The organism is Sphingobium sp. GW821-FHT02B05 (assembly GCF_059421905.1).
Genome location: NZ_JBWKVW010000001.1, coordinates 972,820 through 997,655 on the forward strand (window position 1 = coordinate 972,820; position 24,836 = coordinate 997,655).

The 24,836-nt window shown below is 63.5% G+C and carries 19 protein-coding genes and 1 tRNA gene; 16 read left to right on the forward strand and 4 right to left on the reverse strand.

The features are described 5' to 3' along the window. Positions 1–38: 38 nt before the first annotated feature. Entirely contained in the window at positions 39–605 is a 567-nt protein-coding gene (hslV, locus tag AC07UX_RS04900; RefSeq protein WP_495190847.1) for an ATP-dependent protease subunit HslV, read from the reverse strand. 175 nt (positions 606–780) lie between these two features. Between hslV and AC07UX_RS04905 the strand changes: the two genes are divergently transcribed. Continuing rightward, positions 781–969 carry a hypothetical protein gene (locus tag AC07UX_RS04905; protein ID WP_495190848.1) on the forward strand — a complete coding sequence of 63 codons (189 nt, stop codon included), beginning with the start codon at positions 781–783 and terminating at the stop codon, positions 967–969. A gap of 40 nt (positions 970–1,009) precedes the next feature. Here the strand turns inward: AC07UX_RS04905 and AC07UX_RS04910 are convergent, their stop codons facing one another. Beyond that, complete coding sequence (locus AC07UX_RS04910) at positions 1,010–1,138, reverse strand: entericidin A/B family lipoprotein (protein ID WP_495191793.1); 129 nt, start codon at positions 1,136–1,138, stop codon at positions 1,010–1,012. A gap of 139 nt (positions 1,139–1,277) precedes the next feature. On the opposite strand from AC07UX_RS04910, the gene AC07UX_RS04915 reads away from it, so the two are divergent. From AC07UX_RS04915 to AC07UX_RS04945, 7 genes are all read left to right on the forward strand, one after another. Beyond that, positions 1,278–1,352, forward strand: a tRNA-Val gene (locus tag AC07UX_RS04915). Positions 1,353–1,466: 114 nt separating this feature from the next. Beyond that, positions 1,467–3,689 carry a S9 family peptidase gene (locus tag AC07UX_RS04920; RefSeq protein WP_495190849.1) on the forward strand — a complete coding sequence of 741 codons (2,223 nt, stop codon included), beginning with the start codon at positions 1,467–1,469 and terminating at the stop codon, positions 3,687–3,689. A 128-nt stretch (positions 3,690–3,817) separates the two neighbouring features. Next, positions 3,818–4,843, forward strand: a complete 1,026-nt coding sequence (locus AC07UX_RS04925; protein ID WP_495190850.1) for an aspartate-semialdehyde dehydrogenase — start codon at positions 3,818–3,820, stop codon at positions 4,841–4,843. Between the two features lie 152 nt (positions 4,844–4,995). Beyond that, complete coding sequence (locus tag AC07UX_RS04930) at positions 4,996–5,634, forward strand: DUF2238 domain-containing protein (RefSeq protein ID WP_495190851.1); 639 nt, start codon at positions 4,996–4,998, stop codon at positions 5,632–5,634. 44 nt (positions 5,635–5,678) lie between these two features. Then, positions 5,679–6,440, forward strand: a complete 762-nt coding sequence (locus AC07UX_RS04935) for an alpha/beta fold hydrolase (protein ID WP_495190852.1) — start codon at positions 5,679–5,681, stop codon at positions 6,438–6,440. Between the two features lie 53 nt (positions 6,441–6,493). Next, positions 6,494–8,317, forward strand: coding sequence for a M2 family metallopeptidase (locus AC07UX_RS04940; protein WP_495190853.1), 1,824 nt, complete (start codon positions 6,494–6,496; stop codon positions 8,315–8,317). An 82-nt stretch (positions 8,318–8,399) separates the two neighbouring features. Continuing rightward, positions 8,400–9,497 carry a GGDEF domain-containing protein gene (locus tag AC07UX_RS04945; RefSeq protein WP_495190854.1) on the forward strand — a complete coding sequence of 366 codons (1,098 nt, stop codon included), beginning with the start codon at positions 8,400–8,402 and terminating at the stop codon, positions 9,495–9,497. On the opposite strand, the gene AC07UX_RS04950 is transcribed toward AC07UX_RS04945, so the two are convergent. Both AC07UX_RS04950 and AC07UX_RS04955 read right to left on the reverse strand, forming a co-directional pair. Beyond that, positions 9,494–10,948: an AMP nucleosidase gene (locus AC07UX_RS04950; RefSeq protein ID WP_495190855.1), complete on the reverse strand. Its 1,455-nt coding sequence runs from the start codon at positions 10,946–10,948 to the stop codon at positions 9,494–9,496. The two genes, AC07UX_RS04945 and AC07UX_RS04950, sit on opposite strands and share 4 nt — an antisense overlap. A 91-nt stretch (positions 10,949–11,039) precedes the next feature. Beyond that, on the reverse strand, positions 11,040–11,522 hold the full coding sequence (locus AC07UX_RS04955; protein WP_495190856.1) for a peroxiredoxin: 483 nt from the start codon (positions 11,520–11,522) through the stop codon (positions 11,040–11,042). 144 nt (positions 11,523–11,666) lie between these two features. Between AC07UX_RS04955 and AC07UX_RS04960 the strand changes: the two genes are divergently transcribed. The 8 genes from AC07UX_RS04960 (at position 11,667) to addA (ending at position 24,797) form a co-directional block, all read left to right on the forward strand. Beyond that, positions 11,667–12,227 (forward strand): YqgE/AlgH family protein, encoded by a 561-nt coding sequence (locus AC07UX_RS04960; RefSeq protein ID WP_495190857.1) that lies wholly within the window; start codon positions 11,667–11,669, stop codon positions 12,225–12,227. 121 nt (positions 12,228–12,348) lie between these two features. Then, positions 12,349–13,767: an adenosylhomocysteinase gene (gene ahcY, locus AC07UX_RS04965; protein ID WP_495190858.1), complete on the forward strand. Its 1,419-nt coding sequence runs from the start codon at positions 12,349–12,351 to the stop codon at positions 13,765–13,767. 148 nt (positions 13,768–13,915) lie between these two features. Then, complete coding sequence (locus AC07UX_RS04970; protein WP_495190859.1) at positions 13,916–16,264, forward strand: sensor histidine kinase; 2,349 nt, start codon at positions 13,916–13,918, stop codon at positions 16,262–16,264. 7 nt (positions 16,265–16,271) lie between these two features. Continuing rightward, the gene (tsaE, locus tag AC07UX_RS04975) at positions 16,272–16,727 is read left to right on the forward strand and encodes a tRNA (adenosine(37)-N6)-threonylcarbamoyltransferase complex ATPase subunit type 1 TsaE (RefSeq protein ID WP_495191794.1); all 456 of its coding nucleotides are present in this window, start codon (positions 16,272–16,274) and stop codon (positions 16,725–16,727) included. Continuing rightward, a complete protein-coding gene (locus AC07UX_RS04980) occupies positions 16,724–17,710 on the forward strand; it encodes an aminoglycoside phosphotransferase family protein (RefSeq protein WP_495190860.1) in 987 nt (328 codons plus the stop codon). The genes tsaE and AC07UX_RS04980 overlap by 4 nt, the downstream gene beginning before the upstream one ends. Then, positions 17,707–18,417, forward strand: coding sequence for a nucleotidyltransferase family protein (locus AC07UX_RS04985; RefSeq protein WP_495190861.1), 711 nt, complete (start codon positions 17,707–17,709; stop codon positions 18,415–18,417). Before AC07UX_RS04980 ends, AC07UX_RS04985 begins: the two co-directional genes overlap by 4 nt. Further along, a complete protein-coding gene (gene addB / locus AC07UX_RS04990) occupies positions 18,410–21,379 on the forward strand; it encodes a double-strand break repair protein AddB (RefSeq protein WP_495190862.1) in 2,970 nt (989 codons plus the stop codon). The genes AC07UX_RS04985 and addB overlap by 8 nt, the downstream gene beginning before the upstream one ends. Further along, positions 21,360–24,797: a double-strand break repair helicase AddA gene (gene addA, locus AC07UX_RS04995; protein ID WP_495190863.1), complete on the forward strand. Its 3,438-nt coding sequence runs from the start codon at positions 21,360–21,362 to the stop codon at positions 24,795–24,797. Before addB ends, addA begins: the two co-directional genes overlap by 20 nt. Positions 24,798–24,836: the final 39 nt, after the last annotated feature.

The following is a 24,836-nucleotide window of genomic DNA, read 5'->3' on the forward strand; positions in this document are numbered from 1 at the left end:
AAACTCCCCCCTCCCTTTCGTGGGAGGGGCTTTTCAGGTCAGTTTGCGCTGTTCAGCGTTTCGATCGTCAGCTGGTCATTGGTGTAAACGCAGATGTCGGCGGCCACGCCCATCGCCTTGCGGGCGAGGGTTTCGGCGTCTTCTTCATATTCCACCAGTGCGCGGGCGGCGGCGAGGGCGAAATTGCCGCCGGAACCGATCGCAGCGACCCCACCCAGCGGCTCCAGAACGTCACCGTTGCCGGTCAGGATCAACGTCACATCCTTGTCCGCGACGATCATCATCGCTTCCAGATTGCGCAGATATTTGTCGGTACGCCAGTCCTTCGCCAGTTCCACCGCAGCACGCATCAACTGCCCATTGTGGCGTTCCAGCTTGGCTTCGAGCCGTTCGAACAAGGTGAAAGCGTCAGCCGTTGCGCCGGCAAAGCCGCCAATCACGCTGCCATCATGCAGGCGGCGCACCTTGCGGGCGTTGGGTTTCATCACGGTTTGCCCCATGGAAACCTGGCCGTCGCCGGCAACGACGACTTTCCCATTCTTGCGGACGGACATGATTGTTGTGCCATGCCAGACGGGCATGGAAGAGCTGCGTTGGTCGTTCATGGCCGGCATATGGGACGCTGAACCGCTGCGTGCAAGTCGCACGAAACGCTGCGCCAAAACGTGTCATTTCGACGACGATATTCTTACGAATGCGTTAGGAACAAATTTCGATCAATTGACATTGTGCACTGCACAACCAATGATCGGCAACCTAAACTACAAGTGAGAACTCGCAATGTCTCTCAAGGCCAGAGCACAGGAAAAGGTCGAACGGGCGGGTATCTCCAACTATTCGTTCGACCAGGACATTTTGGTCATGTGTGGCGTGCGCTACACGATCGAAGCCTGCGAGTGTGGCGAGCCGGATTGCGACGGGGTGCAGCTTAGCAAGAATGCGACCGTGATAGGGCGCGTGCTTCAATAAGCGCGCAGCGAAAAAAATGTGGAGGAGCGCCAGGCGCTTCTCAGTGCATCGCATCCTTGCCGGCCCGGCCCACTGATTCGATATCCCGACCGACGCCTTGAACCGTATTGCAGGCTGCAAGTGCGGCGAGCAGCAGGCTGGAGATCAGCAAGGCAAGGATTTGGCGCATGGAGAGGTCTTCACTTTCAAAAATTGGTGCCTGATTATAAGCGGGCATCGGGCAGTCGGGAAAGCATTTTGCATCAAATCGCTGGCAGCATGTTGACAGGCTGCGCCGCCGATGCCAAAGGCCGCCTCCTCCTTACAGGGGGCGCGTAGCTCAGCGGTAGAGCACACCCTTCACACGGGTGGGGTCACAGGTTCAATCCCTGTCGCGCCCACCATCCTCAACGAGGATGGCAGGACAGTTTATTTCCCGGCATTGATCTTTTCTGACCCGTCGCGCTAAGCCGTCGGCATCATGCGGTGCGTTGTCGCGCCGACCGGAAAGGATCATCATGCCCCCCTATCTGAAATGCGGCGCTGCGCTCGGCGTGCTGCTGCTTTCTCCGACAATCGCAGTCCAGGCGCAGGAAAGGTTGACGCTGGAGCGCGTCTTCGCAAGCCCAGATCTGGCGGGACCGCAGCCGCGCGCGCTGAAGCTTTCACCCGACGGATCGCTGGTCACGCTGCTAAAGCCGCGCGCGGACGAGAAGGAACGGCTCGACCTTTGGGCGATCGACAGCAAGACCGGCGCGGAACGCATGCTGGTCGATTCGAAGAAGACCGGCAGCGGCGCCGCCCTGAGCGAAGCGGAAAAGATGCAGCGCGAACGCGATCGCAGTGTCGCGGGCAGCACGGGCATCACCAGTTATGACTGGTCGCCCGACGGCAAGAGCATATTGGTGCCGGTCGATGGCGATCTCTATCTGGCTGGCCTGGATGGCAAGGTTACGCGCCTGACGGACACACCCGATGGCGAATTGAATGGCGTGGTCAGCCCCAAGGGTGGCTTTGTCTCCTTCGTGCGCGGCGGCAATCTGTTCACCCAGCCGATCGGCGGGCGGGAACGGCAATTGACGCAGGGTGCCAGTGGGACGTTGAGCTGGGGCGTTGCCGAATTCGTCGCGCAGGAGGAAATGGATCGGCGCACCGGTTACTGGTGGTCGCCCGACGACAGCCGCATCGCGGTCGCCCGCGTCGATGAAAGTCCGGTCGGCATCGTCACCCGGACGGCGATCGGCGGCGAGGGCACAAAGGTCTATCAGCAGCGCTATCCCGCCGCCGGCACGCCCAATGCCATCGTCGACCTGTTCGTCATGAAGCCGGACGGATCGGGGCAGGTACAGGTCGATCTGGGTAGGGAGAAAGATATCTATCTCGCCCGCGTCGATTGGTCGAAGGACGGCAAGACGCTCTATGTCCAGCGCGAGAGCCGGGACCAGAAGCGCCTGGACCTGCTGGCGGTCGATCCGACCACGGGCAAGGCGAAGCTCGCGCTGAGCGAAAGTGCGAAAAGCTGGATCAATCTTTCAAACAATTTCCACGCGCTGCGCGACGGCAGTTTCCTGTGGTGGTCGGAGCGAAGCGGTCATGGTCATCTCTATCGCGTGCGTGGTACCAAATGGACGGCGCTGACCAAGGGCAACTGGGAAGTGCGCGATGTCGTGGGTGTAGATGAAGCCAAAGAGCTGATCTATTTCACCGGCAACCGTGAGACGCCGCTGGAGCAACAGCTTTACGTGACGTCACTCGACAAGGCGGGGCAAGCACGGCCGCTGACCGCCAATGGCTGGTGGAATGAGGCCGTGATGGACGGCGCAGCCAGCAAGCTGGTGGTGACGCGCCAGAATAGCGATCAGCCCAAGCAGGTCTATCTGGCAGATAGCAGCGGCAAGCAATTGCAATGGTTGTCGGAAAATGCGCTGAACGGCACGCATCCCTACGCGCCCTATGTCGCGGATCATGTGAAGACGACCTTCGGCACCGTGAAGGCGGCCGATGGATCGACCCTCTATACCAAGATCATGACGCCCAAGATGGAGCCGGGGAAACGCTATCCCGTCTTCATGATCCATTATGGCGGTCCGAACGGTGGACGGCAGGTGACCAACACATGGTCGGGCGCGCTGAACCAATATCTGGTGGATCGCGGCTGGATCGTCTTCGCCATCGACAATCGCGGCACGCCCGATCGCGGCAAGGCGTTCGAGGATCAGCTATATCGCGCCATGGGCACGGTGGAGGTGGACGACCAGTTGAAGGGGGTCGAGTGGCTGAAGGCGCAGCCCTTCGTCGATCCCAAGCGGATCACCACTTATGGCTGGTCCTATGGCGGCTACATGTCGCTCAAATTGCTGGAGAAGGCGCCCGGCGTCTTCGCGGCGGCGGTGGCGGGTGCGCCGGTGACGAAGTGGGAACTGTACGACACCCATTATACCGAACGCTATCTGGGCCAGCCGCAGGACCGCCCAAGCGCCTATCCGGCATCAGGCGCGGTGGACGAGGCAGTGGAGATCAAGGATCCGCTGCTGCTGATCCACGGCATGTCTGACGACAATGTCGTGTTCGATAACGCAACCGCGCTGATGGCGAAGATGCAGGGCGAAGCGGTGCCGTTCCAGATGATGGCCTATCCGGGCCAGACCCATCGCGTGGGCGGGCCGGGCATCAGCGTCCATCTGTGGAAGACGATCGAGAAGTTCCTGGCCCAGGAAGCGGGTGGACCGCCGTTAAAGTGATGATGCTTCGAAATTAAATTGCGCTGTGGAAGGGCTTTGCAGCAGCAAAGCCCTTCTTTCTGGACAAATGCGGCCACATCGCTATGGCGCGCACTCCGCAATGATACGTTGAAATGGAGACTTTAGTCATGGGTTACAGGGTCGTCGTCGTAGGTGCCACCGGTAATGTGGGCCGCGAGATGCTGACCATTCTCGCCGAACGCGAGTTCCCTATTGACGAGATTGCGGCGGTTGCATCGTCGCGGTCCACCGGCACCGATGTCGATTTCGGTGAGACGGGCAAGGTTCTCAAATGCAAAAATATCGAACATTTCGACTTTACCGGATGGGATATCGCTCTGTTCGCGGCGGGCAGCGGCCCGACTGAAATCTACGCGCCCAAGGCGGCGGCGGCCGGCTGCGTCGTGATCGACAACAGCTCGCTCTATCGCATGGACCCGGACGTGCCGCTGATTGTGCCGGAAGTGAACCCGGACGCGATCGATGGCTACAAGAAGAAGAATATCATCGCCAACCCCAACTGCTCGACCGCTCAGATGGTCGTCGCGTTGAAGCCGCTGCATGACGCGGCGAAGATCAAGCGCGTCGTCGTATCGACCTATCAGTCGGTGTCGGGCGCGGGCAAGGCGGGCATGGACGAACTGTTCGAGCAGAGCCGCAACATCTTCGTCGGCGATCCGGCCGAGCCCAAGAAGTTCACCAAGCAGATCGCGTTCAACGTGATCCCGCATATCGACGTTTTCCTGGACGATGGTTCGACCAAGGAAGAATGGAAGATGGTCGCGGAAACCAAGAAGATCCTCGATCCCAAGGTGAAGGTCACGGCGACCTGCGTGCGCGTACCAGTGTTCGTGGGCCATTCGGAATCGATCAACATCGAGTTCGAGAACGAGATTTCGGCCAAGGAAGCGCAGGACATCCTGCGCGAAGCACCGGGCATCATGCTGGTCGATAAGCGGGAGGACGGCGGATATATCACGCCGATCGAATGTGTCGGCGATTTCGCCACCTTCATCAGCCGCGTGCGTGAGGATTCCACGATCGAGAATGGCATCAACCTGTGGTGCGTCAGCGACAACCTGCGCAAGGGCGCAGCGTTGAACGCCGTGCAGATCGCCGAACTGCTGGGTCGTCGTCACCTTAAAAAGGGCTAAGGCCCGGTTGCGTTGATACGTTTCAAGACTTCAATCATGCTGTTCCCCGGCAAAGGCCGGGGTCCAGTTGATAGTGCGGAACTGGACCCCGGCCTTCGCCGGGGAACAGGACAAAATCAGTCCTTATCGATGCTTCGATTCATAGGAAACCTATGATTTCCAGCCCTGTCACGATGTGGAAGACGATTCCGATCGTACAGCGCCGGATGATACTGATGCTGCTGGCGGCGATTGGCCTCGCCAATATTGCGCAGCCTTATCCCGACCTCGCGCCGCTCCAGCATGGGCCGACGGTCGCGCTGATCCTGACCGCGCCATGGCTGCTGCGACGCTGGCCGTTTTCCACATCCGCTGTCGCCTGCATCTGGCTGTTTCTGCTGCTGCACACTTTGGGCGCGCGCTGGATATACAGCTATGTGCCTTATGACGATTGGGCACGGGTTGTGAGCGGCCATGATATCTCCAGCCTCTTCGGCACGACGCGCAACGCCTATGATCGGCTGGTGCATTTTTCATTCGGAGCGCTGCTGACACTGCCGGTAGCGGAATTTGCACTGCGCCATGGCGGCCTGTCATGGCGATGGAGCCTGACCTTCGCCTTTGCCGCCATCGGCCTTGGCAGCGCGCTGTACGAGATATTCGAATGGCTGCTCACCATCATGGCCGCTGGGGAAACGGCCGACTATTATAACGGGCAGCAGGGCGACGTCTGGGACGCGCAAAAAGATATGGCTGTCGCGCAGATCGGCGCTACGCTGGCGGTGATCGCACTCTTGCGCCGCCGGGGCTGACGCCATATCGGCGGGGCATTGCTGCCCGATAAGGATTTGCCCCGATGACCGACCTGCCGATCGAACGCCATGACATCAAGGGGCGGGACGGGCTGCCGATCGCGGTGCATGTGGTCGGGCAAGGGCGCGATCTGGTCCTGATCCACGGCTATTTCTCCAACGCCTTCACCAACTGGATCCGATACGGCCATGCCGCAAAGCTGGTGGATGCTGGGTTCCGCCTGATCCTGCCGGACCTGCGCGGTCATGGTGAAAGCGCAAAGCCGCACGACGCAGCCGCCTATCCGGCCGACGCCCTGACCGACGACAATCTGGCACTGGTCGAACAAATGGGCCTGACCGATTATGACCTGGGCGGCTATTCGCTGGGCGCGCGGACGACGGTGCGGATGCTGGCGCGGGGTGCGACGCCGCGCCGCGTGATCTTGGCCGGCATGGGCCTGCGGGGCCTGGTCAAGACGCTCGACAAGGGCGGCTATTACAAGAATGTGCTGACCAACCTCGGTACGTTCGAGCGTGGCACGTCGGAATGGATGACCGAGGCATTTTTGAAGACCACCAAGGGCGATCCGGTCGCGATGCTGCACATCCTCAACACCTTCGTCGATACCGAAGAAGCGACGATCGCGGGATTTGAGCAGCCGACGGAGGTCATTTGCGGTGCCGACGATCAGGATAACGGCATCGCGCAGGAACTGGTCGATGTGCTGCCTAATGGCCGCTATGTCGAAATACCGGGCAACCATATGAACGCCGTCACCCGCAAGGAGCTGGGACAGGCGATGGTCGATTTCCTGACCGCTTGACTGTATCGGCGGACCAAGCCACCTTCCCGGTCATAACCGATAAGGGGAACTCCGTGAAAATCGCTATTTCCATGGCCGCGCTTGCGGCCGCCCTCGTTGTTTCGCCGGTGATGGCGCAGCAGGCACCGGCTGCGGCCTCACCCACCGCCGCCGATGCCGACGCCTTTCTCGCCAGGGCGGAAAAGGCGCTGTTCGACCAATCGATCGTGAGCGGTCGGGCGGCGTGGATCAACGCGACCTACATCACCGATGATACCGATGCGATCGCGTCCTATTTTGGCGCGATCGATACGAAACAGCGCGTCGATTACGCGCTGGAGGCCGCGAAATATGCAACGACGCCGGGCCTTTCGGAAGAAACCAAGCGCCGGCTGACGCTGCTGCGTACCGCCTTGACACTTCCCGCGCCGACGGCGCCGGGGGCGGCCGAGGAACTGAACGACCTCGCGACCAAGCTCCAGTCCACCTATGGCAAGGGCAAGGGGACGCTCAAGGGGCAGCCGATCAACGGCAGCGATATCGAAGAGCAGATGGGGGAAAACCGCAATCCGGAAGAGTTGAAGGAAATGTGGGTCAGCTGGCATGACAATGTCGGCGCGCCGATGCGGCAGGATTATGCCAAGCTGGTGGGCATCGCCAACGCCGGCGCAAAGGAACTGGGCTTTGCCGACACTGGCGCGATGTGGCGGTCCAAATATGACATGCCGGCCGACGATTTCGCCAAGCTGACCGACAAGATCTGGGCGGAGGTCAAGCCGCTCTACGACGATCTCCATTGCTATACCCGCACCAAGTTGAACGAAAAATATGGCGACGCGGTACAGCCCAAGACCGGTCCGATCCGCGCCGACCTGCTGGGCAACATGTGGGCGCAGGAATGGGGCAATATCTATGATGTCGTGGCGCCGGCAGGGGCGGGCGACCTGGGTTACGACACGACCGACCTGCTGAAGGCGAAGGGTTATGACCCGGTCAAGATGGTCAAGGCGGGCGAGGGCTTCTACAGCTCGCTAGGGTTCGAGCCGCTGCCGCAGACATTCTGGGACCGTTCGCAGATCACCAAGCCGCGCGATCGCGAAGTCATCTGCCACGCCTCGGCCTGGGATCTGGACAACAAGAACGACATCCGCATCAAGATGTGCACCAAGGTGAATGGCGACGATTTCGTCACCATTCACCATGAACTGGGCCATAATTACTATCAGCGGGCTTATCAGATCCAGAAGCCGCTGTATCTGGATGGCGCCAATGACGGTTTCCATGAAGCGATCGGCGATTTCGTGGCGCTATCTATAACGCCCGACTATCTGGTCAAAATCGGTCTGCTCGACCAAGCCAAGGTGCCCGGCGCGGACAAGGATCTGGGACTTCTTCTGCGGCAGGCGATGGACAAGGTTGCCTTCCTGCCCTTCGGCCTGTTGATCGACAAATGGCGCTGGGGCGTGTTCGACGGATCGATTCCGCAGAGCCAGTATGAAAAGGGCTGGGACGACCTGCGGCGGCAATATCAGGGCATCGTTCCGCCAACGTCCCGCGATGAGACGAAGTTCGATGCGGGTGCCAAGTTCCATATCCCCGGCAACACACCCTATACCCGTTACTTTCTGGCGCGGGTGCTACAGTTCCAATTCTATGAGGCGGCGTGCAAGCAATCCGGGTGGAAGGGGCCGCTGCATCGCTGTTCCTTCTATGGAAACAAGGCTGTGGGCGCCAAACTTGATGCGATGCTGAAAATGGGCGCGTCAAAGCCCTGGCCTGACGCACTTCAGGCTTTCACCGGCAGCCGGCAAATGTCAGGCAAGGCGTTGGTCAATTATTTTGCCCCTCTACAGAAGTGGTTGATTACGCAAAATAAAGGCAAGTCTTGTGGCTGGTAAGCCTGAGTAAATCTTGGTAAATGGCTGCCGCATGAACGCGGCAGCCATACTCCTATCCCTCCTATTCGGCACCGCTGCCGTAATGACCGTCGCCCTGACCGTGGCGTGGTTTCATTTCGGGCGGCAAAAACATGTCCTGACCTGGATGGCATCCTATGCAGTCGGGATGCTGCAATGGATGGCCAATGCGGGCGGATTCTTCCTGAAAAGCCCGACCTGGTTCATCATCACTGGCGTTGGATTGATCGTGAGTGGCTCCTTGTTGGCCATTGGCGTGCGCCAGCGGTCAGGCAAGCCGCTGCGCCTGGCCGGGTTCGCCATCCCGGCTGCGATCGTCATATTGGCCATGGCGTTCGCCATCGGCCCGGTAGGCAGCCAGATCATGCAGGGGCTTATCATTCCCAGCTATGTCGGCGTGCTGCTGGCCGTGAGCGCCGTGTCACTATGGCCCAGGGATCGGCGCTTCACTCCGCCGGAAATGGCTTTCTTTGTGGCCCTGCTGATCTTCGTCATCGTCCAGTTCGCTCTGGCTGGTGCTGCAATGATGATTCGCGGTCCGGAAATCGGCAAGGATCTCTACCGGCTGATCTTCAGCATCTTCACCCCCACCACCTATGTCGCCACGGCGGTCACTGCGGTGCTGGTGGTAGCGGGCGACCTGGCGGAGCAGTTAAGGATGCAGATGCGCCATGACCCTCTGACGCAGGTGTTCAACCGTCGCGGACTGGATGAAGCGGCTGCGCAGGCGATCGCGCAGGCGCGCCGGCACAAGCGTCCTTTGGCGCTGGTGGTGTGCGATCTGGATGGCTTCAAGGCGTTGAATGACGGCTATGGGCATATAGCCGGCGATCAGGCGCTGCGTGGTTTCGCGCGCCTGCTGACCAGCGCGGTCCGGCGCGGGGACGTGGTCGGCCGCATGGGGGGCGACGAATTTGGTTTGTTGTTGCTGGACACAGACGCCACCGCCGCCGCAGACGTGATGGAGCGGGTGCGAGTGGAGGTAGCGCATCTGGCCCTGCCGGGCGTCCCCGTCACCGGGCTGCGCGCCAGTTTCGGCGTGGCGGAACTGGTCGCGATCGACCAGCAGTTGGAGGATATGGTCGCGCGCGCCGATGCGGCCCTATATACCGCCAAGAGAAGCGGCAAGGACCGCATCGCCATCTGGCGCGCCGCCGCTTAGCGGAAGGGCGGCTCATTGAAGGCACGCAGCTTGCGACTGTGCAGCTTCGCGCCTTCCTCGCGCAGCAATTCGCAGGTCATCAGACCGACGCGCAAATGGCTGGCGATCGCCTCTTCATAAAAGCGGTTGGCCTGACCCGGCAGCTTCAATTCGCCATGGATCGGTTTGTCCGAAACGCAGAGCAAGGTGCCGTAGGGGACGCGGAAGCGATAGCCCTGCGCCGCGATAGTCGCCGATTCCATGTCGATGCCGACCGCGCGCGACAGGCTGAACCGCAGGGCCGAGCTGGAATAGCGCAATTCCCAGTTGCGATCGTCCGTGGTGACGACGGTGCCGGTGCGCAGGCGGCGCTTGAAATCCTCCGGGTCGCCCCTGCCCAGCACCGCTTCGGCAGCCTGCGCCATGGCAACCTGCACTTCGGCGATGGCGGGGACCGGGATTTCCGGGGGCAGCATTTCGTCCAGCACATGGTCGTCGCGCAGATAGGCGTGGGCCAGCACATAGTCGCCGATCCGCTGGCTGGGGCGCAGGCCGCCACAGTGGCCGATCATCAGCCAGGCTTCGGGGCGTACGACCGCCAGATGGTCGCAGATCGTCTTGGCGTTGGACGGACCGACGCCGATATTCACCAGCGTGATGCCGCTCCGGTCGGGCGCGATCAGATGATAGGCGGGCATCTGGTGCCGGCGCCATGCGCTGTCGGCGATCATCCGGGCCGGGTCGGCGGTTTCGGGCGTGACATAGACGCCGCCTGCGCCGGACAGGGCGGTATAGCGGCTGCCTTCGCGCTGTAGCTCATCGCAGGCCCAGGCGACGAATTCGTCGACATAGCGGTGATAGTTGGTGAAGAGGATGTAGCGCTGCACATGTTCGGCAGGGGTGCCGGTATAATGTTTCAGCCGTGCGAGCGAGAAATCGGTGCGCAGTCCATCGAACAGGGCCAGCGGCCGGTCACCATCGACGTCCGGCATGAACAGGCCGTCGGCGATCTCGTCGCCGATCTCCGCCAGTTCGGTAGCGGGGAAATAGCGGGCCAGTTCGGTCGGCGGGGTGCCATCCAGCGCGCTCATGTCCAGGCCGTCCAGCACATAGGGGAAGGGGATTTGCTGGTCGCTCAGCCCGGTCTCGACGTCCACGCCATAGTCGCGGACCAGCAGATCAATCTGTTCGGCCAGATAGTCGGCGAACATCGTGGGGCGGGTGACGGTGGTGACGTAGCGGCCCGGTTTCGACAACCGCGCGAAGGAGCGACCCGGTGGCGGCGCATCGGTCTCGCCATGGTAGATGATCCGCAATTCGGGATAGCAATACCGCCGATCGATCTTGGCCTCCGGCGGCGGGATGCTGCCGTCTCGGGCGTAGGCCCGCATCGCTTCCCGCAGAGTTTCGATGGACGTCTGATAGATATGGTCGAGCTGCGCGACCGCCTTGCTGCCGATGCTTTGTGTCATCGCCTCCTGTTACCGTCTTTGCGTGACGGAAGGAAGACGCAGCGTGCGGATCGGGCAACGGATTTTCAATTCGCCGCCCGATCCATGCCGGTCAAAGCTGTTCGAGCAGATAATCGGCCGAGGATATCTTGAAGTCGCCCGGCGCTTCGACGTTCAGTTCCTCGACGACGCCGTCCTTGACGATCATCGAGAAACGCTGGCCGCGGGTGCCCAGGCCGAACTTGCTGCCGTCCATGGTCAGGCCCACCGCCTGTGCGAAATCGGCGTTACCGTCGGCCAGCATCGTAACTTTTCCATCGGCGCCCGCCGACTTGCCCCAGGCGCCCATGACGAAGGCGTCGTTGACGGCGGTGCAGGCGATTTCGTCCACGCCCTTAGCCTTCAAGGCTTCGCTCTTGTCGATGAAACCGGGCAGATGCTTGGCCGAGCATGTCGGGGTGAAGGCACCGGGTACGGAAAAGATCGCGACGGTCTTGCCCGCGAAATATTCTTCGGACGGCACTGCTTCTGGGCCGTTTTCGGTCATCCTGGTAAAAGTGGTGCTGGGAAGGCGATCGCCCTTGGAAATGGTCATGGTCTGGTCTCCTGGCCTTGTAACGGGCGGGAGGTCGGCGCTGGGGGCGTTTCTGTCAAGGGACGGGCCCATGAATATGTCGTGTCGCCCCAATGCTGCGACGCGCGTCCTTGGCAAGTTCCTGCGGCCCTCTATATTCGAAGCATGACTGAAACTCGCTTCTATGGCGGGCATTTCCTGCTCGCCTTGCCCGGCATGGCCGACACACGCTTCGACCATTCGGTGGTGGCGCTATGCGTGCATGACGAAAATGGCGCGCTGGGTATCGCCGTGGGTGAGGAGATGGAGGGCGTGTCCTTCCGCGAACTGCTGGAGAGCTTCGATATAGATGGCGGCCAAGTGCCCGACATGCCGGTGCTGCGCGGCGGCCCGGTCGAGCCGCGCCGGGGTTTCGTCCTCCATTCGCTCGATTGGGGCGGGCAGGATATGGTGCAGGTCGGCGGCCGTTGGGGCCTGTCCGGCTCCCTCGACATATTGAAAGCCATCGCGGAGGGGCGGGGGCCGAGCCGCTATCTGGTGGCGCTGGGCTATGCCGGCTGGGGCGCAGGGCAGCTGGAGCAGGAAATGACAGGGGAGAGCTGGTTCCTGGCTGATGGCGATCCCGACCTGCTGTTCGACATTCCCACCGGTCGCAAATGGGCCGCCGCTTACGCCGCCGCCGGGGTGGATGCCTCCCACCTTGTATCGGGCGCCGGTTCCGCATAAGGCACATAAAGAAATCTTTATATAAGTTGCCATGCGCGCCGGCCATTGGTAAGGCGCTTTCCATCGCCTCGCCCGGCATGACGCTGGCAAGGCCTAATCTTTAGCTGACGGAGATACGATCGTGGCCACCGCACCCGCCACCCAGGCGCAGGATTATGTGATCGCCGACATCGCCCTTGCCGCCTTTGGCCGCAAGGAAATCGAGATCGCGGAAACCGAAATGCCCGGCCTGATGGCCCTGCGCGCCGAATTCGGTGCGTCGCAGCCGCTCAAGGGCGCCCGCATCACCGGTTCGCTGCACATGACGATCCAGACCGCCGTGCTGATCGAAACGCTGACCGCGCTGGGCGCGCAGGTCCGCTGGGCGACCTGCAACATCTATTCTACGCAGGATCATGCCGCCGCCGCGATCGCCGCGTCGGGCGTGCCGGTCTTTGCGATCAAGGGCGAAACGCTCCAGGAATATTGGGACTATGTCGAACGCATCTTCGACTGGCACAATGACGATAGTGGCGTGTGCAACCTGATCCTGGACGATGGCGGCGACGCCACCATGTTCGCCCTGTGGGGCGCGCGTGTCGAGGCCGGCGAAGAGCTGTTCACGCCGTCGAACGAGGAAGAGGAAATCTTCGTTTCGGTGCTGAAGCGCGTGCTGAAGGAGCGCCCCGGCTTCCTAACCAAGACCGTCCAGTCGATCAAGGGCGTGTCGGAAGAAACCACCACCGGCGTGCATCGCCTGTATGAGCTGTCGAAGAAGGGCAAGCTGCCTTTCCCCGCGATAAACGTGAACGACAGCGTCACCAAGTCGAAGTTCGACAACCTCTATGGCTGCAAGGAGTCGCTGGTCGACGCCATCCGTCGCGGCACCGACGTGATGCTGGCGGGCAAGGTTGCCTGCGTCGCCGGCTTTGGTGACGTCGGCAAGGGGTCGGCCGCGTCGCTCCGCAATGGCGGCGCCCGCGTGCTGGTGACCGAAGTCGATCCGATCTGCGCGCTTCAGGCCGCGATGGAAGGCTATGAAGTCGTGACGATGGAAGACGCCGCGCCGCGCGCCGACATCTTCGTCACCGCGACCGGCAATGAAGGCGTGCTGACCGTCGATCACATGCGCGCCATGAAGAATATGGCGATCGTATCGAACATCGGCCATTTCGACAGCGAAATCGAAATTGCTGGCCTGTCGAACATGAAATGGACCGAGATCAAGCCGCAGGTCGATGAAGTCGAATTCCCCGACGGCAAGAAGATCATCGTCCTGTCGAAGGGCCGCCTGGTCAACCTGGGCAACGCGACGGGCCACCCCAGCTTCGTGATGTCGGCCAGCTTCACCAACCAGACGCTGGCGCAGATCGAACTGTGGACCAAGAGCGAAACGTACGGCAACGACGTCTATGTCCTGCCCAAGCATCTGGACGAAAAGGTCGCCGCGCTGCACCTGGAAAAGCTGGGCGTGAAGCTGACGACGCTCAGCCAGCGCCAGGCCGACTATATCGGCGTGCCGGTGGAAGGCCCGTTCAAGCCCGACCATTATCGCTACTAAGCGAACGCCATCAGGCAAAGGAAAACGGGGAGGCGGCAACGTCTCCCTTTTTTCTTGCGTTCGGCTTGGCCATGACGCTGTTCTGGTTTAGGCCCGGTCGGCTTATGAACAGGGACAGGCAGGCTAGGACGCGCGAGGGGCGGATGTCATGACGACATTGTCGCCCTATGCCGCGATCATCTTCGGCGTGGTGCTGGCCGCGTGGCTGGGCGCTGCGGTCTGGGCGTTGCTCAGCGGCCAGCGTATGCGGCGCGAAGGGACGCAGGCACACGGGAAGCTCGATCGGTTGTCGAGCCTGCTGGCGTCGGCGCCGGCCGCGCCGATCATCATCCATCCCGACGGGCGGCTGGAAGCGGCCGACCGCCTTGCCAAATGGCTCGGCAAACCGCGTGTCCCGACCTTCGCCTCCGAACTCACCGCCCCCGATGGCGGGCTGGAGCCGGAAGATGCGGCCGTGCTGGCGCAGGAAATCGCATCGGCCCAGCGGGCGGGGAAAAGCTTCTCCCTGCCGGTGCGCGGTCATGGTTCGTCGCGTCTGTTGCTGGTGCGCGGCGCGCCTGCCGGGCCGGGCATCGCGGAAAGCGGCGGCGTCATCCTGTGGATTTTCGACGCGACCGACAGCCAGGCCGAAATCCAGTCTTTGCGTGGTCATGTCGAGCAGTTGCGCGACGCGCTGGAGGCGTTGGCGGGTCTGGTCGAGGCTGCTCCCTTTCCCATGTGGCATCGTACGCCCGACCTGCGCCTTAGCCTGGTCAACAGCGCTTATGTACGCGCGGTCGACGCATCCGGCGCGGCCGATGTCATCGCCCATGGCACCGAACTGGTCGAAACGGTGGCGGGCCTTACCCCCGAAGCCGCCGCGGCCGATGCGATCGCCCGCGACGAACCGATCGAACGCATGGTGCCCGCCACGATCGACGGCGAACGCCGCACGATGCGAGTCGTGGATGTGCCGTTGGGACCGGCCGGCGTTGCGGGCTACGCGGTCGATCAGCATGAACTGGAACAGGCGCGGACCGAGCATCGACGACTGGAAACGGCGCAGCGCGACCTGCTCGATCGGCTGTCGGCGGGCGTAGCGCGCTTCGGCCCGGATCGGGCGCTGCGCTTCTGGAACCAGCCTTTCATCAGCCTGTTCGGCTTGCGTCAGGACGCTCTGACCGACGCGCCTTTGTTCGAGCGCGTTCTGGACCAGATGCGCGATGCGCGCCGTATTCCCGAACATCGCGATTTCCCGGCGTGGCGGACCGAAAGGCGGCAATGGTTTCTGTCGCCCAACCCGCTGGAGGAAAACTGGCTGTTGCAGGATGGCACGCATTTGCGCGTCTATGCCCAGCCTTTGCCCGATGGCGGGCTGCTGCTGATTTTCGAGGATCGCACCGAGCAGGTGCAGTTGTCGAGCGCGCGCGACACGCTGCTCCGGGTGCGCACCGCGACGTTCGACAACCTGTTCGAATCGATCGGCGTCTTTTCCTCGGACGGCAAGCTCCAGATGTGGAACAGCCGGTTCCGCACCATATGGGGCGCGAGCGAGGATTTGCTCGCCTGTCATCCGCGCATCGATGACCTGATGCGCGCGGTGCAGGCGCAACTTGCCAAGCCGCAACAGGCCAATCTGGTGCGTGAACTGGTGCGCGCCGCGACGGTCGAGCGCAAGCAGCGCATCGGCCATGTCGGTTTTGCCGATGGGCGCATCTTCGAATTTGCGGCCATCCCGCTGCCGGACGGCAATGCGCTTTTCACCATGCTGGACGTGACCGACAGCCGCCGCGTCGAACAGGTGCTGCGTGACCGGAACGAGGCGCTGGAGCAGGCGGACAAGGTCAAGACCGCCTTCGTCACCAATATGAGTTACGAATTGCGGACCCCGCTGACCACCATTTCCGGTTTCGCCGAGATGATGAGCGCAGGTTATGCCGGCGAACTCAGCACATCGGCGCAGGGCTATGTCGATGGCATCCTGCAAAGCACGGCGCGCCTTTCGATGCTGATCGACAATGTTCTGGACCTGACCCAGGGGGAGGTCGGCACGCTGCCGATCGAACATGCCCGCGTCGACCTGGCCAAGGTGGTGCAGGACAGCGCCAGCCGGATGACCATGGACGCTACCGCAAAGGGCATAGAGATTGAGATCGCATTGAGAGACAGTCTGGGCGCCGTGCAGGGCGATGCGCGGCGGATCGGTCAGGCGATCGACCATCTGCTGGAAAATGCGATCCGCTATTGTGGCAAGGGCGCGCGCATCCTGCTGCATGGCGACGGTACGCAGGACAAGGCGCGGATCGTCGTGTCGGACAATGGTCCCGGTATCGCCCCGTCGCAGCAGGTCGCCATCTTCGACCCCGCTGCCCGCGCGGGTCAGGCGCGCAACGGGGGCCGGGCCGGCATCGGCCTGCCGCTGGCGCGGCAGTTGGCGGAGGCGCATGGCGGTACGTTGCAACTGGTATCGGAAGCTGGTCAGGGGACAATGGCCGTGATCGAATTGCCCCGTGGCTGAAACGATCATGGATCTGAGCGGGGAAGCGGCGATGCTGGACCTGGGTCGGCGGATAGCGGTCCATGCCCGCATCGGCGACGTGATCGCCCTTGATGGCGGCCTTGGCGCCGGCAAGACGACGCTGGCGCGTGGCATATTGGAAGCCCTGGGGCTGGAGGGCGAGGCACCCAGTCCCAGCTTCGCCATCGTCCAGCCCTATGATGTGCCGGATGTTCGCCTGCCGGTCGCCCATGTCGATCTCTATCGTCTGGACCTGCCTGAAGAGGCCGAGGAACTGGCGCTGGGCGACTATCTGATGGATAGCCTGCTCATCATCGAATGGCCCGACCGATTGGGTGACGCTCTATGGCCGCATGCGCTGCGTCTTGGCATCGACTTCGCCAGAGATGGGGCAGGCAATGACGCGCGACGCTTGACAGCGGACGTGCCGGACGCTTGGACGGATCGATGGTCACAGATATGATCCCCCCCGCCACCGCGCCCGCCTTTCTCGCCGAGGCGGGATGGGACGGCGCCGCCATCGTCCCGCTGGCCGGCGACGCTTCCTTCCGCCGCTATTTCCGCGTTCTCGACGGCGGACGCCGCGCCGTACTGATGGATGCGCCGCCGCCGCATGAAGATCCGCGCCCGTTCATCGCTATTGCCGAACATCTGCTGGCCGACGGTTTCGCCGCGCCGCGCATATTGGCGCGCGACCTGACGCACGGACTGGTGCTGATCGAGGATTTTGGCGACCTGCGCGTCAAGGAGCATCTGGATACCGAGCCAGATACCGAACTGGCGGTCTATTCCCGCGCGATCGACCTGTTGGCCGAACTGCACAAGCTGCCTGCCGCCGACGTGCCGCCCTATGACCGTGCGGTCTATCAGCGCGAGGTCGGCCTGCTCACCGAATGGTATTGTCCGGCAGTCGAACTGGATGCCGATGCCGATGCCTATATTCGTGCATGGGACGCGGTGCTGCCGATCGTGGAACTGTCGGCCAGTCAGACGGTGACGGTATTGCGCGACTATCATGCCGAAAATATCATGCTGATCGACGGGGCGGCCTCCCATGGTCTGGGCCTGCTCGACTTTCAGGATGCACTGGCTGGCCACCCGGCCTATGATCTGGTGTCCCTGTTGCAGGATGCCCGGCGCGACGTGCCAATGGAGGTCGAAGCCGCTATGCTGGCCCATTATAAGGCGCTCGCCAATCCGCCCGCCGATTTCGACGCGGCCTACGCGGTGCTGGGCGCGCAGCGCAATGCCAAGATCATCGGCATTTTTACGCGCCTGTGGAAACGCGACGGCAAGCCGCGTTATTTGTCATATCTTCCGCGTATGTGGGACCTGCTGGAGCGCGATCTCCAGCATCCGGTGCTGGCCCCCGTCGCCGAATGGTTCGCCGCCAACATCCCCGCAGACAAGCGCCATAAGGCGCTCGAAGAGCATGATCCCGCATGATCGATACCGCGATGCTGATGGCCGCCGGGCTGGGCAAGCGCATGCGGCCGCTCACCGCGACGCGGCCCAAGCCGCTGGTCAAGGTGGCGGGCAAGCCGCTGATGGACCATGCGCTCGACCGGCTTGAAGCGGGCGGCATCAAAAAGGTGGTCGTCAATGTCCATTATCTGGCGGACACGGTTGAAGCTCATCTGAAGGCGCGCAAATGCGGGCTGGATTTCGCCGTGTCGGACGAGCGCGCCAAGCTGCTGGAAACCGGCGGCGGCCTGATAAAGGCAAAACCCCTGCTGGGTGATGGCCCCGTCTTTTGCGTCAACAGCGACAATTATTGGGTCGATGGCCCCAGCGAGACATTTGCGATGATGCGGCGGATCTGGGATCCGGCAAAGATGGACTCGCTGCTGCTGCTGGTGCCGCAGGCGCGCGCCATGTGCCACTCCGGGCAAGGCGATTTCCATATGGATGCCAATGGCCGCCTGACCCGCCGCAAGCAGGGCCATGTCGCGCCGTTCGTCTATATCGGTATCCAGATCATCTCGCCCGATCTGCTGGTCGATCCGCCGGCCGACGTTTTCTCGACCAATATCTTCTGGAACCGCGCGATCGAAAAGGGGCGCCTCTACGGCGTATCGCATCAGGGGCTGTGGTTCGATGTCGGCACGCCGAAGGCCATTCCGGTGGTGGAGTCCATGATCGCCCATGGGTGATCGGACCCGCCCCGCGCTGTTCACCATTCCCGCGCACCGCGCCTTCGCCGATGCGCTGGTAGCGGGCCTGCTGGCCCAGCACCGCGGCGATCCGATGGCGCTGGCGCAGGGCATGATATTGCTGCCCAACAACCGTGCGATCCGAGCCGTCAGCGATGCCTTCGTGCGCCAGTCAGGCGGCGGCTTGCTGCTGCCGCGCCTGGTCGCGATCGGCGATCCGGACCTTGGCGAGCAGGTCGGCGGCGCGCTGGATCCCTTGGGTGAGACGGACGCCGTACCCCCCGCGATCGCACCGATGCGCCGCCAGATGATCCTGGCGCGAATGGTACAGGCGGCCAAGTCCGACATCGATGCAGGCCAGGCCTTGCTGCTGGGCCAGGCACTGGGCGCCGTGCTGGACCAGATGCAGGTGGAACGGGTGCCGCTGAGCGCGCTGCACCAGCTGCAACTGTCCGATGAACTGTCGAAACATTGGCAGACGTCTTTGACAATGTTCGAAATTTTGATCGCCCAATGGCCGGTGGAACTGGCACGGACCGGGTGCATCGACATGGCCGATCGGCGCAATCGCCTGTTCGATCGGCTGACGGCGCGCTGGCGCGCGCATCCACCGGCCGGCTTCGTGGCGGCGGCGGGCATCGCCTCCACCGCGCCCGCCGTTGCCGCATTGCTCCGGCGGATCGGCACGATGGCGAACGGCATGGTCGTCTTCGCCGGCCTCGACCAGCATATGGATGAGGAGGCGTGGGACGCGATCGGTCCGTTCGATCCCGATCCCGTCACCGGTCGCGCGCCTGCCGGCCATGAAAGCCATCCGCAATTTGCGCTGAAACGCCTGCTAGACGCCATGAGCGCAACTCGCGAGGATGTCGCCAACTGGCGCTGGGGCAGCGAGCATGATGCGCGCGCGGTGCGCAGTCGCAATATTTCCAACGCGATGCTGCCGCCACGGCTCACCAGTCGCTGGCGCGACCTGAAGACCGTCGATCGATCGCTGAGCGGTGTGGAAGCGCTGGAAGTCGCGACGCCGGGCGAGGAGGCGCAGGCGATCGCCATTGCGCTGCGCGAGGCGCTGGAAACGCCCGAGCGCACCGCTGCGCTCGTGACGCCCGACCGACAACTGGCGACCCGCGTATCGGCCCATCTGCGCCGTTGGGGCATAGCGGCCGACGATTCCGCCGGTCAGCCTTTGTCGCGCCTGCTCCCCGGTACGCTGCTGGTCGCCATGGCAGAGGCGGTCGCGGAACGCTTCGCGCCGGTGCCATTGCTCACGCTGCTGAAACATCCGCTGGTCATGCGCGGCGAGGCACGGCTTGGCTGGCTTGAAGGCGTGCGTGCGCTCGACCTGCTGCTACGCGGGCCGCGGCCGCAAGCGGGGTTGCACGGCATCGACCTGCTACTGCTTCCACGCCCGGATGACCGCCAGCGGGTGCTGCGCGAGGCGGTGCGGGAGTGGTGGCCACAGGCACGCGCGCTGCTGGAGCCGTTGGAAAGCGGCTTCGACCGGGCTATCGACCTTGGGGAGCAACTGGCGGCATTGCGCGAACAGGCCGGGGCATTGTCTGGCGATGCCGTCTGGTCCGGCCATCAGGGTCATGCCGCCGCTGACTTGTTCGCCGAAATGGAGGCTGCCGCGCCTGACGGCCCGCGCCAAGCCGATCCCCGCGCGCTGCCGGCATTGCTGGACCATATGCTGGGCGGCGTGTCGGTGCGCCCGCCGCAGGGAGGCCATCCGCGCATCAGCATATTGGGCCTGATCGAAGCGCAGTTGATGCAGGCCGATCTCATGATCCTGGGCGGATTGAACGAAGGCACATGGCCGGGCCTGCCATCACCCGACCCCTGGCTGGCGCCCCGCATCCGTCGCGAACTGGGGTTGCCGGGGCTGGAAATGCGGATCGGCCTGGCCGCGCATGATTTCGCCAGCGCACTCGGCGCGCCGCACGTCCTCATCACCCGCGCGCGGCGCGGCAGCGGTGGTCCGGCGGTCGCCTCACGCTTCTGGTTGCGATTGAAGGCCATGGCCGGGCCGCAATGGAAATCGGCGCAACGCTATGTGATGCTGGCGCAGGGGATGGATGCGCCCGCCGCCCATCGCCCGGCCGAACGCCCTGCTCCCACGCCACCCGCTTCCATACGACCGAAACTCATCCCCGTAACCGATGTCGACCGGCTGAAGGCTGATCCCTTCGCCTTCTATGCCAAGCGCGTGTTGCGCCTGGCGCGGCTCGACCCGGTCGATGCCGATGCCGGCCCGGCGTGGCGCGGCACGGCGGTCCACGACATTCTCCAGCGCTGGGCGGAAGCCGGGACGCTGGACCCCGCCGATCTGGAAGAGCGCGCCCGCGCCATGTTCGACCAGCCGGAGGTCCATCCGCTGCTCAAGGCCCTGTGGCAGCCCCGATTGGTCGAGGCGATCCGCTGGATCGCGGCCGAAGTGGTGAAGGACAAGGCGGAAGGACGCACCATATTGGCCGTCGAGCAGGAAGGGCGGGCCGACATCGCCGGCGTTACGCTGATGGGCAAGGCCGACCGGATCGATCGGCTGGCCGACGGCCGCATCGGCATCATCGACTACAAGACCGGCAAGCCGCCCAGCGCGCGACAGGTGAAGGCCGGATTTTCCCTGCAATTGGGGTTGCTGGGCATCATCGCGGAACTGGACGGGTTTGACGGGCTGGGATCGCAACCGAAAGCGGGCGATTTCGAATATTGGTCGCTGGCCAAGAAGGGCGACCAGTTCGGCTATCGCGAGCGTCCCGTCGATCCGCTGGGCAAGCGCGACAAGATCGTCACCGACCAGTTCACCGCCCATGCCCATGAGCATTTCGAGGAACTGGCCAACGCCTTCCTGCTGGGCAGCGCGCCTTTCCGGGCAGAGATTAACCCCGAAGTCGCCAATTATGGCGATTATGACCAGCTGATGCGGCTGGAGGAATGGTATGGCCGCGACGATGGCTAAGACGCGCGCGCTTCAGAAATTACTCGGCGATCAGGCCCGCGCCGCCGCACCCGACGCGCATGTGTGGCTGTCGGCATCGGCCGGCACCGGCAAGACCCATGTGCTGACTGCCCGCGTCTTCCGCTTGCTGCTGCAAGGCGTGAGGCCAGAGAATATCCTGTGCCTGACCTTCACCAAGGCAGGCGCGGCGGAGATGGCCGACCGCATCCACGACCGACTGGCGGCATGGGTGCAGATGGATGGTCCTGCGCTGGCGACCGATCTGATGGCGCTAGGCGAGGATCATGGGCCTCAGCAGCAGGATCAGGCCCGGCGTCTTTTCGCCGAAGTGCTGGAATCCACCGGCGGCGGCCTGCGCATCCAGACCATCCATGGCTTTTGCCAGCAATTGCTGACCGCCTTTCCACTGGAAGCCGAACTGACGCCGGGCTTCCGTCCGCTCGACCAGCGCGAGCAATCCAGCCTGGCCCGCCAGACGCTCGCCGACATGGTCGTGCAGGCGCATGATCTGGGCGACGAGGCGCTGATCGGCGCGTTGCAGGATATCAGCTTGCGGCTGGGCGAGGGCGGGGCAGAACAGTTTCTGATGCGCTGCGCGGCAAAGGGCGATGCGCTGGACGATCTGCCCGCCACGATCGGATCGTGGCTGGCGACCGAATTGGAACTGCCGGACGGCGATATCGATCAATGGCTTGCCGAACAATGTTCCGACACGATGTTCGATATGCGGACGCTGGACGGGATCGTGCGCGCCAATGTGGATTGGGGCAAGGGGCGCGGGCTGGAGCGGTGCGATCGCATCGCGGCCTGGCGGGCGCTCGACCCGGCAGGCCGGGCAGCGACGCTCATCGACCTGCACCGCGCCTGGGCCAAGGCGGACGGCGACCTGATCGACGCCAAGGGCTGGGTGCCGCCGGTCGACGGCTATATCGAGATGGCAGGGCGGCTGCATGACCGCTGTGGGGCGCTGATCGCGATGAAACTGCGCGCCGACTATGCCGCCTTGCTGGCGCAGGCATTGCATGCCGGGCGCGCCTACGCCCGCGCCTATACGCAGGGCAAGCGACTGGCAGGTGCGGTCGATTTCGACGATTTGATCGCGCGCACCGCATCTTTGCTGGAACAGCCGGGCATCGCGGAGTGGATACGCTACAAGCTGGACCAGCGGATCGACCATATATTGGTGGATGAAGCGCAGGACACCAATGCCGCGCAATGGCGGATCGTCCGTACGCTGGCCGAGGAGTTTTTCGCGACCGAATGGGATCCGGCGCAGAAGGTCCGCACCATCTTCACCGTGGGCGATTTCAAACAGGCGATCTTCGGCTTTCAGGGCACGAGCCCGGCCAATTTCGAAGCCGCCCGCCTGTTGTTCAATCGAGATGCCGACCAGTCCGGGCATGAATTTTTCAACCTCTCGCTGGATCAGAGCTTCCGGTCGACACCCGCTGTGCTGGACGTGGTGGATCGCACCATCGCCACGCTGACTGCACAAAAGCTGGGCATGGCGCCAAGCGAGGTCCGCCACATCAGCGCCAACCGCCATCCCGGCGAAGTGCAACTTTGGAAACCCGTCGTCGCCGGCCTTTCGGAGGATGCAGAGGGGGAGGAAGATTGGGCCGCCGACCAGGAACGGACGCTGGCGACGAAGATCGCCCGCCAGATCCGGCAATGGATCGACGACGGCCTGATGCTGGAAAGCCGGGGCCGACCGGTCCGTGCAGGCGACGTCATGATCCTGGTGCGACGGCGTAGCGAACTGGCACGGCTGATCGTCGCGCGGCTTTATGAGGAGAAGGTGGCAGTCGCGGGCATCGACCGGTTGCGGCTGAACAGCCCTCTGGCGGTGCGCGACCTGCTGGCGGCATTGCGCTTTGCGGTGCAGCCGGAGGACGAGCTGAACCTCGCCTCGCTGCTGGTGTCGCCACTGATCGGCTGGACCCAGGACGAGTTGATGACGCGCCTGATCGGCCGCAAGGGCGGGCTGTGGCGGCATTTGCGGGAGACGCGGGACGGGGCCATACTGCAACCACTGCGCGACTTGCTGGCGATGGCCGATTTCTCGACCCCCTATCGCTATCTGGAGGCGATCCTGTCCGGGCCGATGGAGGGGCGCCGTCGCCTGATCGAGCGCCTGGGCACCGAAGCCGCCGATCCGATCGAGGAATTGCTGAACGCCGCGCTCGCTTTCGAAAGCGACGACCATCCCTCGCTCCAGCGCTTCATCGACTGGTTCGATCGGGGCGAGGTGGACATCGTGCGCGATGCCGCAGCGCAGGGGGACAATCTTCGCCTGTTGACCGTCCATGGCGCCAAGGGTTTGCAGGCGCCGATCGTCATTCTGGCGGACGCCTGCCTGGACCCCGATGCCGGCAACCGCGCCGACTCGCTAGTGTGGAACGGCCTGCCGATCCTGGCCCCGCGCAAGCCGGAACGACAGGGACCGATCGGCGAAGTGGCGGAGGCCGCCGCGCAGGTGGAGCGGGAGGAGCATTGGCGCCTGCTCTACGTCGCGCTGACCCGCGCGGAAGAGAAGTTGATCGTTGCGGGATCGCTTGGTCCGCGCGCGAAGGGAGAGGTCAAACCGGAAAGCTGGTATGCGGCGGTCGAGGGCGCGATGATCTCGCTCGGCGCGCAATGGGATGCCGATCCGCTCTGGGGCGCGACCCGGCGCTGGCATGGCACGGAGGTGCTGCCGCCCAAGGCTGCGGAGCCACAAAGCGCGATCGAAGCGATGGCGCTGGATCAGCCGCTATGGCTGCGCCAGCCCGCGCCGGCCGAAATGCGGCCGCCCCGGCCCCTCGCGCCGTCGGCGCCGGTGGAGGATGACGTACCCTATCCGCCGCCGACACTTGCGATGCGCGCGGCGGCGGAACGGGGCCGTTGGCTCCATGCTTTGTTCGAACGACTGCCTGACCTTGCCCCTGATCGTCGGCGCGACGCAGCGGATCGCTGGCTGGCGCAGCAGGGCGTCACCGATGCGGCGCAGCGAAATGATGTCATCGACCAGGCGCTCCGCGTGATCGAAGCGCCGGACTTTGCCGCGCTGTTCGGGCCGGATGCGCTTGCCGAAGCACCGATCGCTGCGGTCGTGGGCGAAGCCGTCATCGCCGGCACGGTCGACCGGCTGTGCATCGGACCCGATCGCATCCAGATCGCCGATTTCAAGACAGGGCGGGTCGTCCCGCTGACGTTGGCGGACGTGCCGATCCCGCATATCCGGCAAATGGCCGCCTATGTCGCGGCGTTGGAAGTGATCTTTCCCGATCGCGCGATCGAGGCCGGGCTGCTCTATACCAGTGCGCCCCGGCTTATCATCGTGCCCCCCGCAGCGCTGGCGGCGCACAAGCCGGGCCCCGCGCCGCTGGTGGCGCAAAAGCCCGACTATGCGCCCGCGCAGGAGAATTTGCCGCTCTGACCCGTTGAGCCGGATGCGCGCTCACCCTAGATAGGCTTC

Coding starts and splice junctions, on each gene's coding strand:
- AC07UX_RS04920 (WP_495190849.1), top strand. CDS start 1,467: ATGCCCCCCTATCTGAAATGCGGCGCTGCGCTCGGCGTGCTGCTGCTT.
- AC07UX_RS04905 (WP_495190848.1), top strand. CDS start 781: ATGTCTCTCAAGGCCAGAGCACAGGAAAAGGTCGAACGGGCGGGTATC.
- addA (WP_495190863.1), top strand. CDS start 21,360: ATGGCCGCGACGATGGCTAAGACGCGCGCGCTTCAGAAATTACTCGGC.
- AC07UX_RS04925 (WP_495190850.1), top strand. CDS start 3,818: ATGGGTTACAGGGTCGTCGTCGTAGGTGCCACCGGTAATGTGGGCCGC.
- AC07UX_RS04960 (WP_495190857.1), top strand. CDS start 11,667: ATGACTGAAACTCGCTTCTATGGCGGGCATTTCCTGCTCGCCTTGCCC.
- AC07UX_RS04980 (WP_495190860.1), top strand. CDS start 16,724: ATGATCCCCCCCGCCACCGCGCCCGCCTTTCTCGCCGAGGCGGGATGG.
- AC07UX_RS04950 (WP_495190855.1), bottom strand. CDS start 10,948: ATGACACAAAGCATCGGCAGCAAGGCGGTCGCGCAGCTCGACCATATC.
- addB (WP_495190862.1), top strand. CDS start 18,410: ATGGGTGATCGGACCCGCCCCGCGCTGTTCACCATTCCCGCGCACCGC.
- AC07UX_RS04970 (WP_495190859.1), top strand. CDS start 13,916: ATGACGACATTGTCGCCCTATGCCGCGATCATCTTCGGCGTGGTGCTG.
- AC07UX_RS04945 (WP_495190854.1), top strand. CDS start 8,400: ATGACCGTCGCCCTGACCGTGGCGTGGTTTCATTTCGGGCGGCAAAAA.
- AC07UX_RS04935 (WP_495190852.1), top strand. CDS start 5,679: ATGACCGACCTGCCGATCGAACGCCATGACATCAAGGGGCGGGACGGG.
- AC07UX_RS04910 (WP_495191793.1), bottom strand. CDS start 1,138: ATGCGCCAAATCCTTGCCTTGCTGATCTCCAGCCTGCTGCTCGCCGCA.
- AC07UX_RS04930 (WP_495190851.1), top strand. CDS start 4,996: ATGATTTCCAGCCCTGTCACGATGTGGAAGACGATTCCGATCGTACAG.
- AC07UX_RS04955 (WP_495190856.1), bottom strand. CDS start 11,522: ATGACCATTTCCAAGGGCGATCGCCTTCCCAGCACCACTTTTACCAGG.
- AC07UX_RS04985 (WP_495190861.1), top strand. CDS start 17,707: ATGATCGATACCGCGATGCTGATGGCCGCCGGGCTGGGCAAGCGCATG.
- hslV (WP_495190847.1), bottom strand. CDS start 605: ATGAACGACCAACGCAGCTCTTCCATGCCCGTCTGGCATGGCACAACA.
- tsaE (WP_495191794.1), top strand. CDS start 16,272: ATGGATCTGAGCGGGGAAGCGGCGATGCTGGACCTGGGTCGGCGGATA.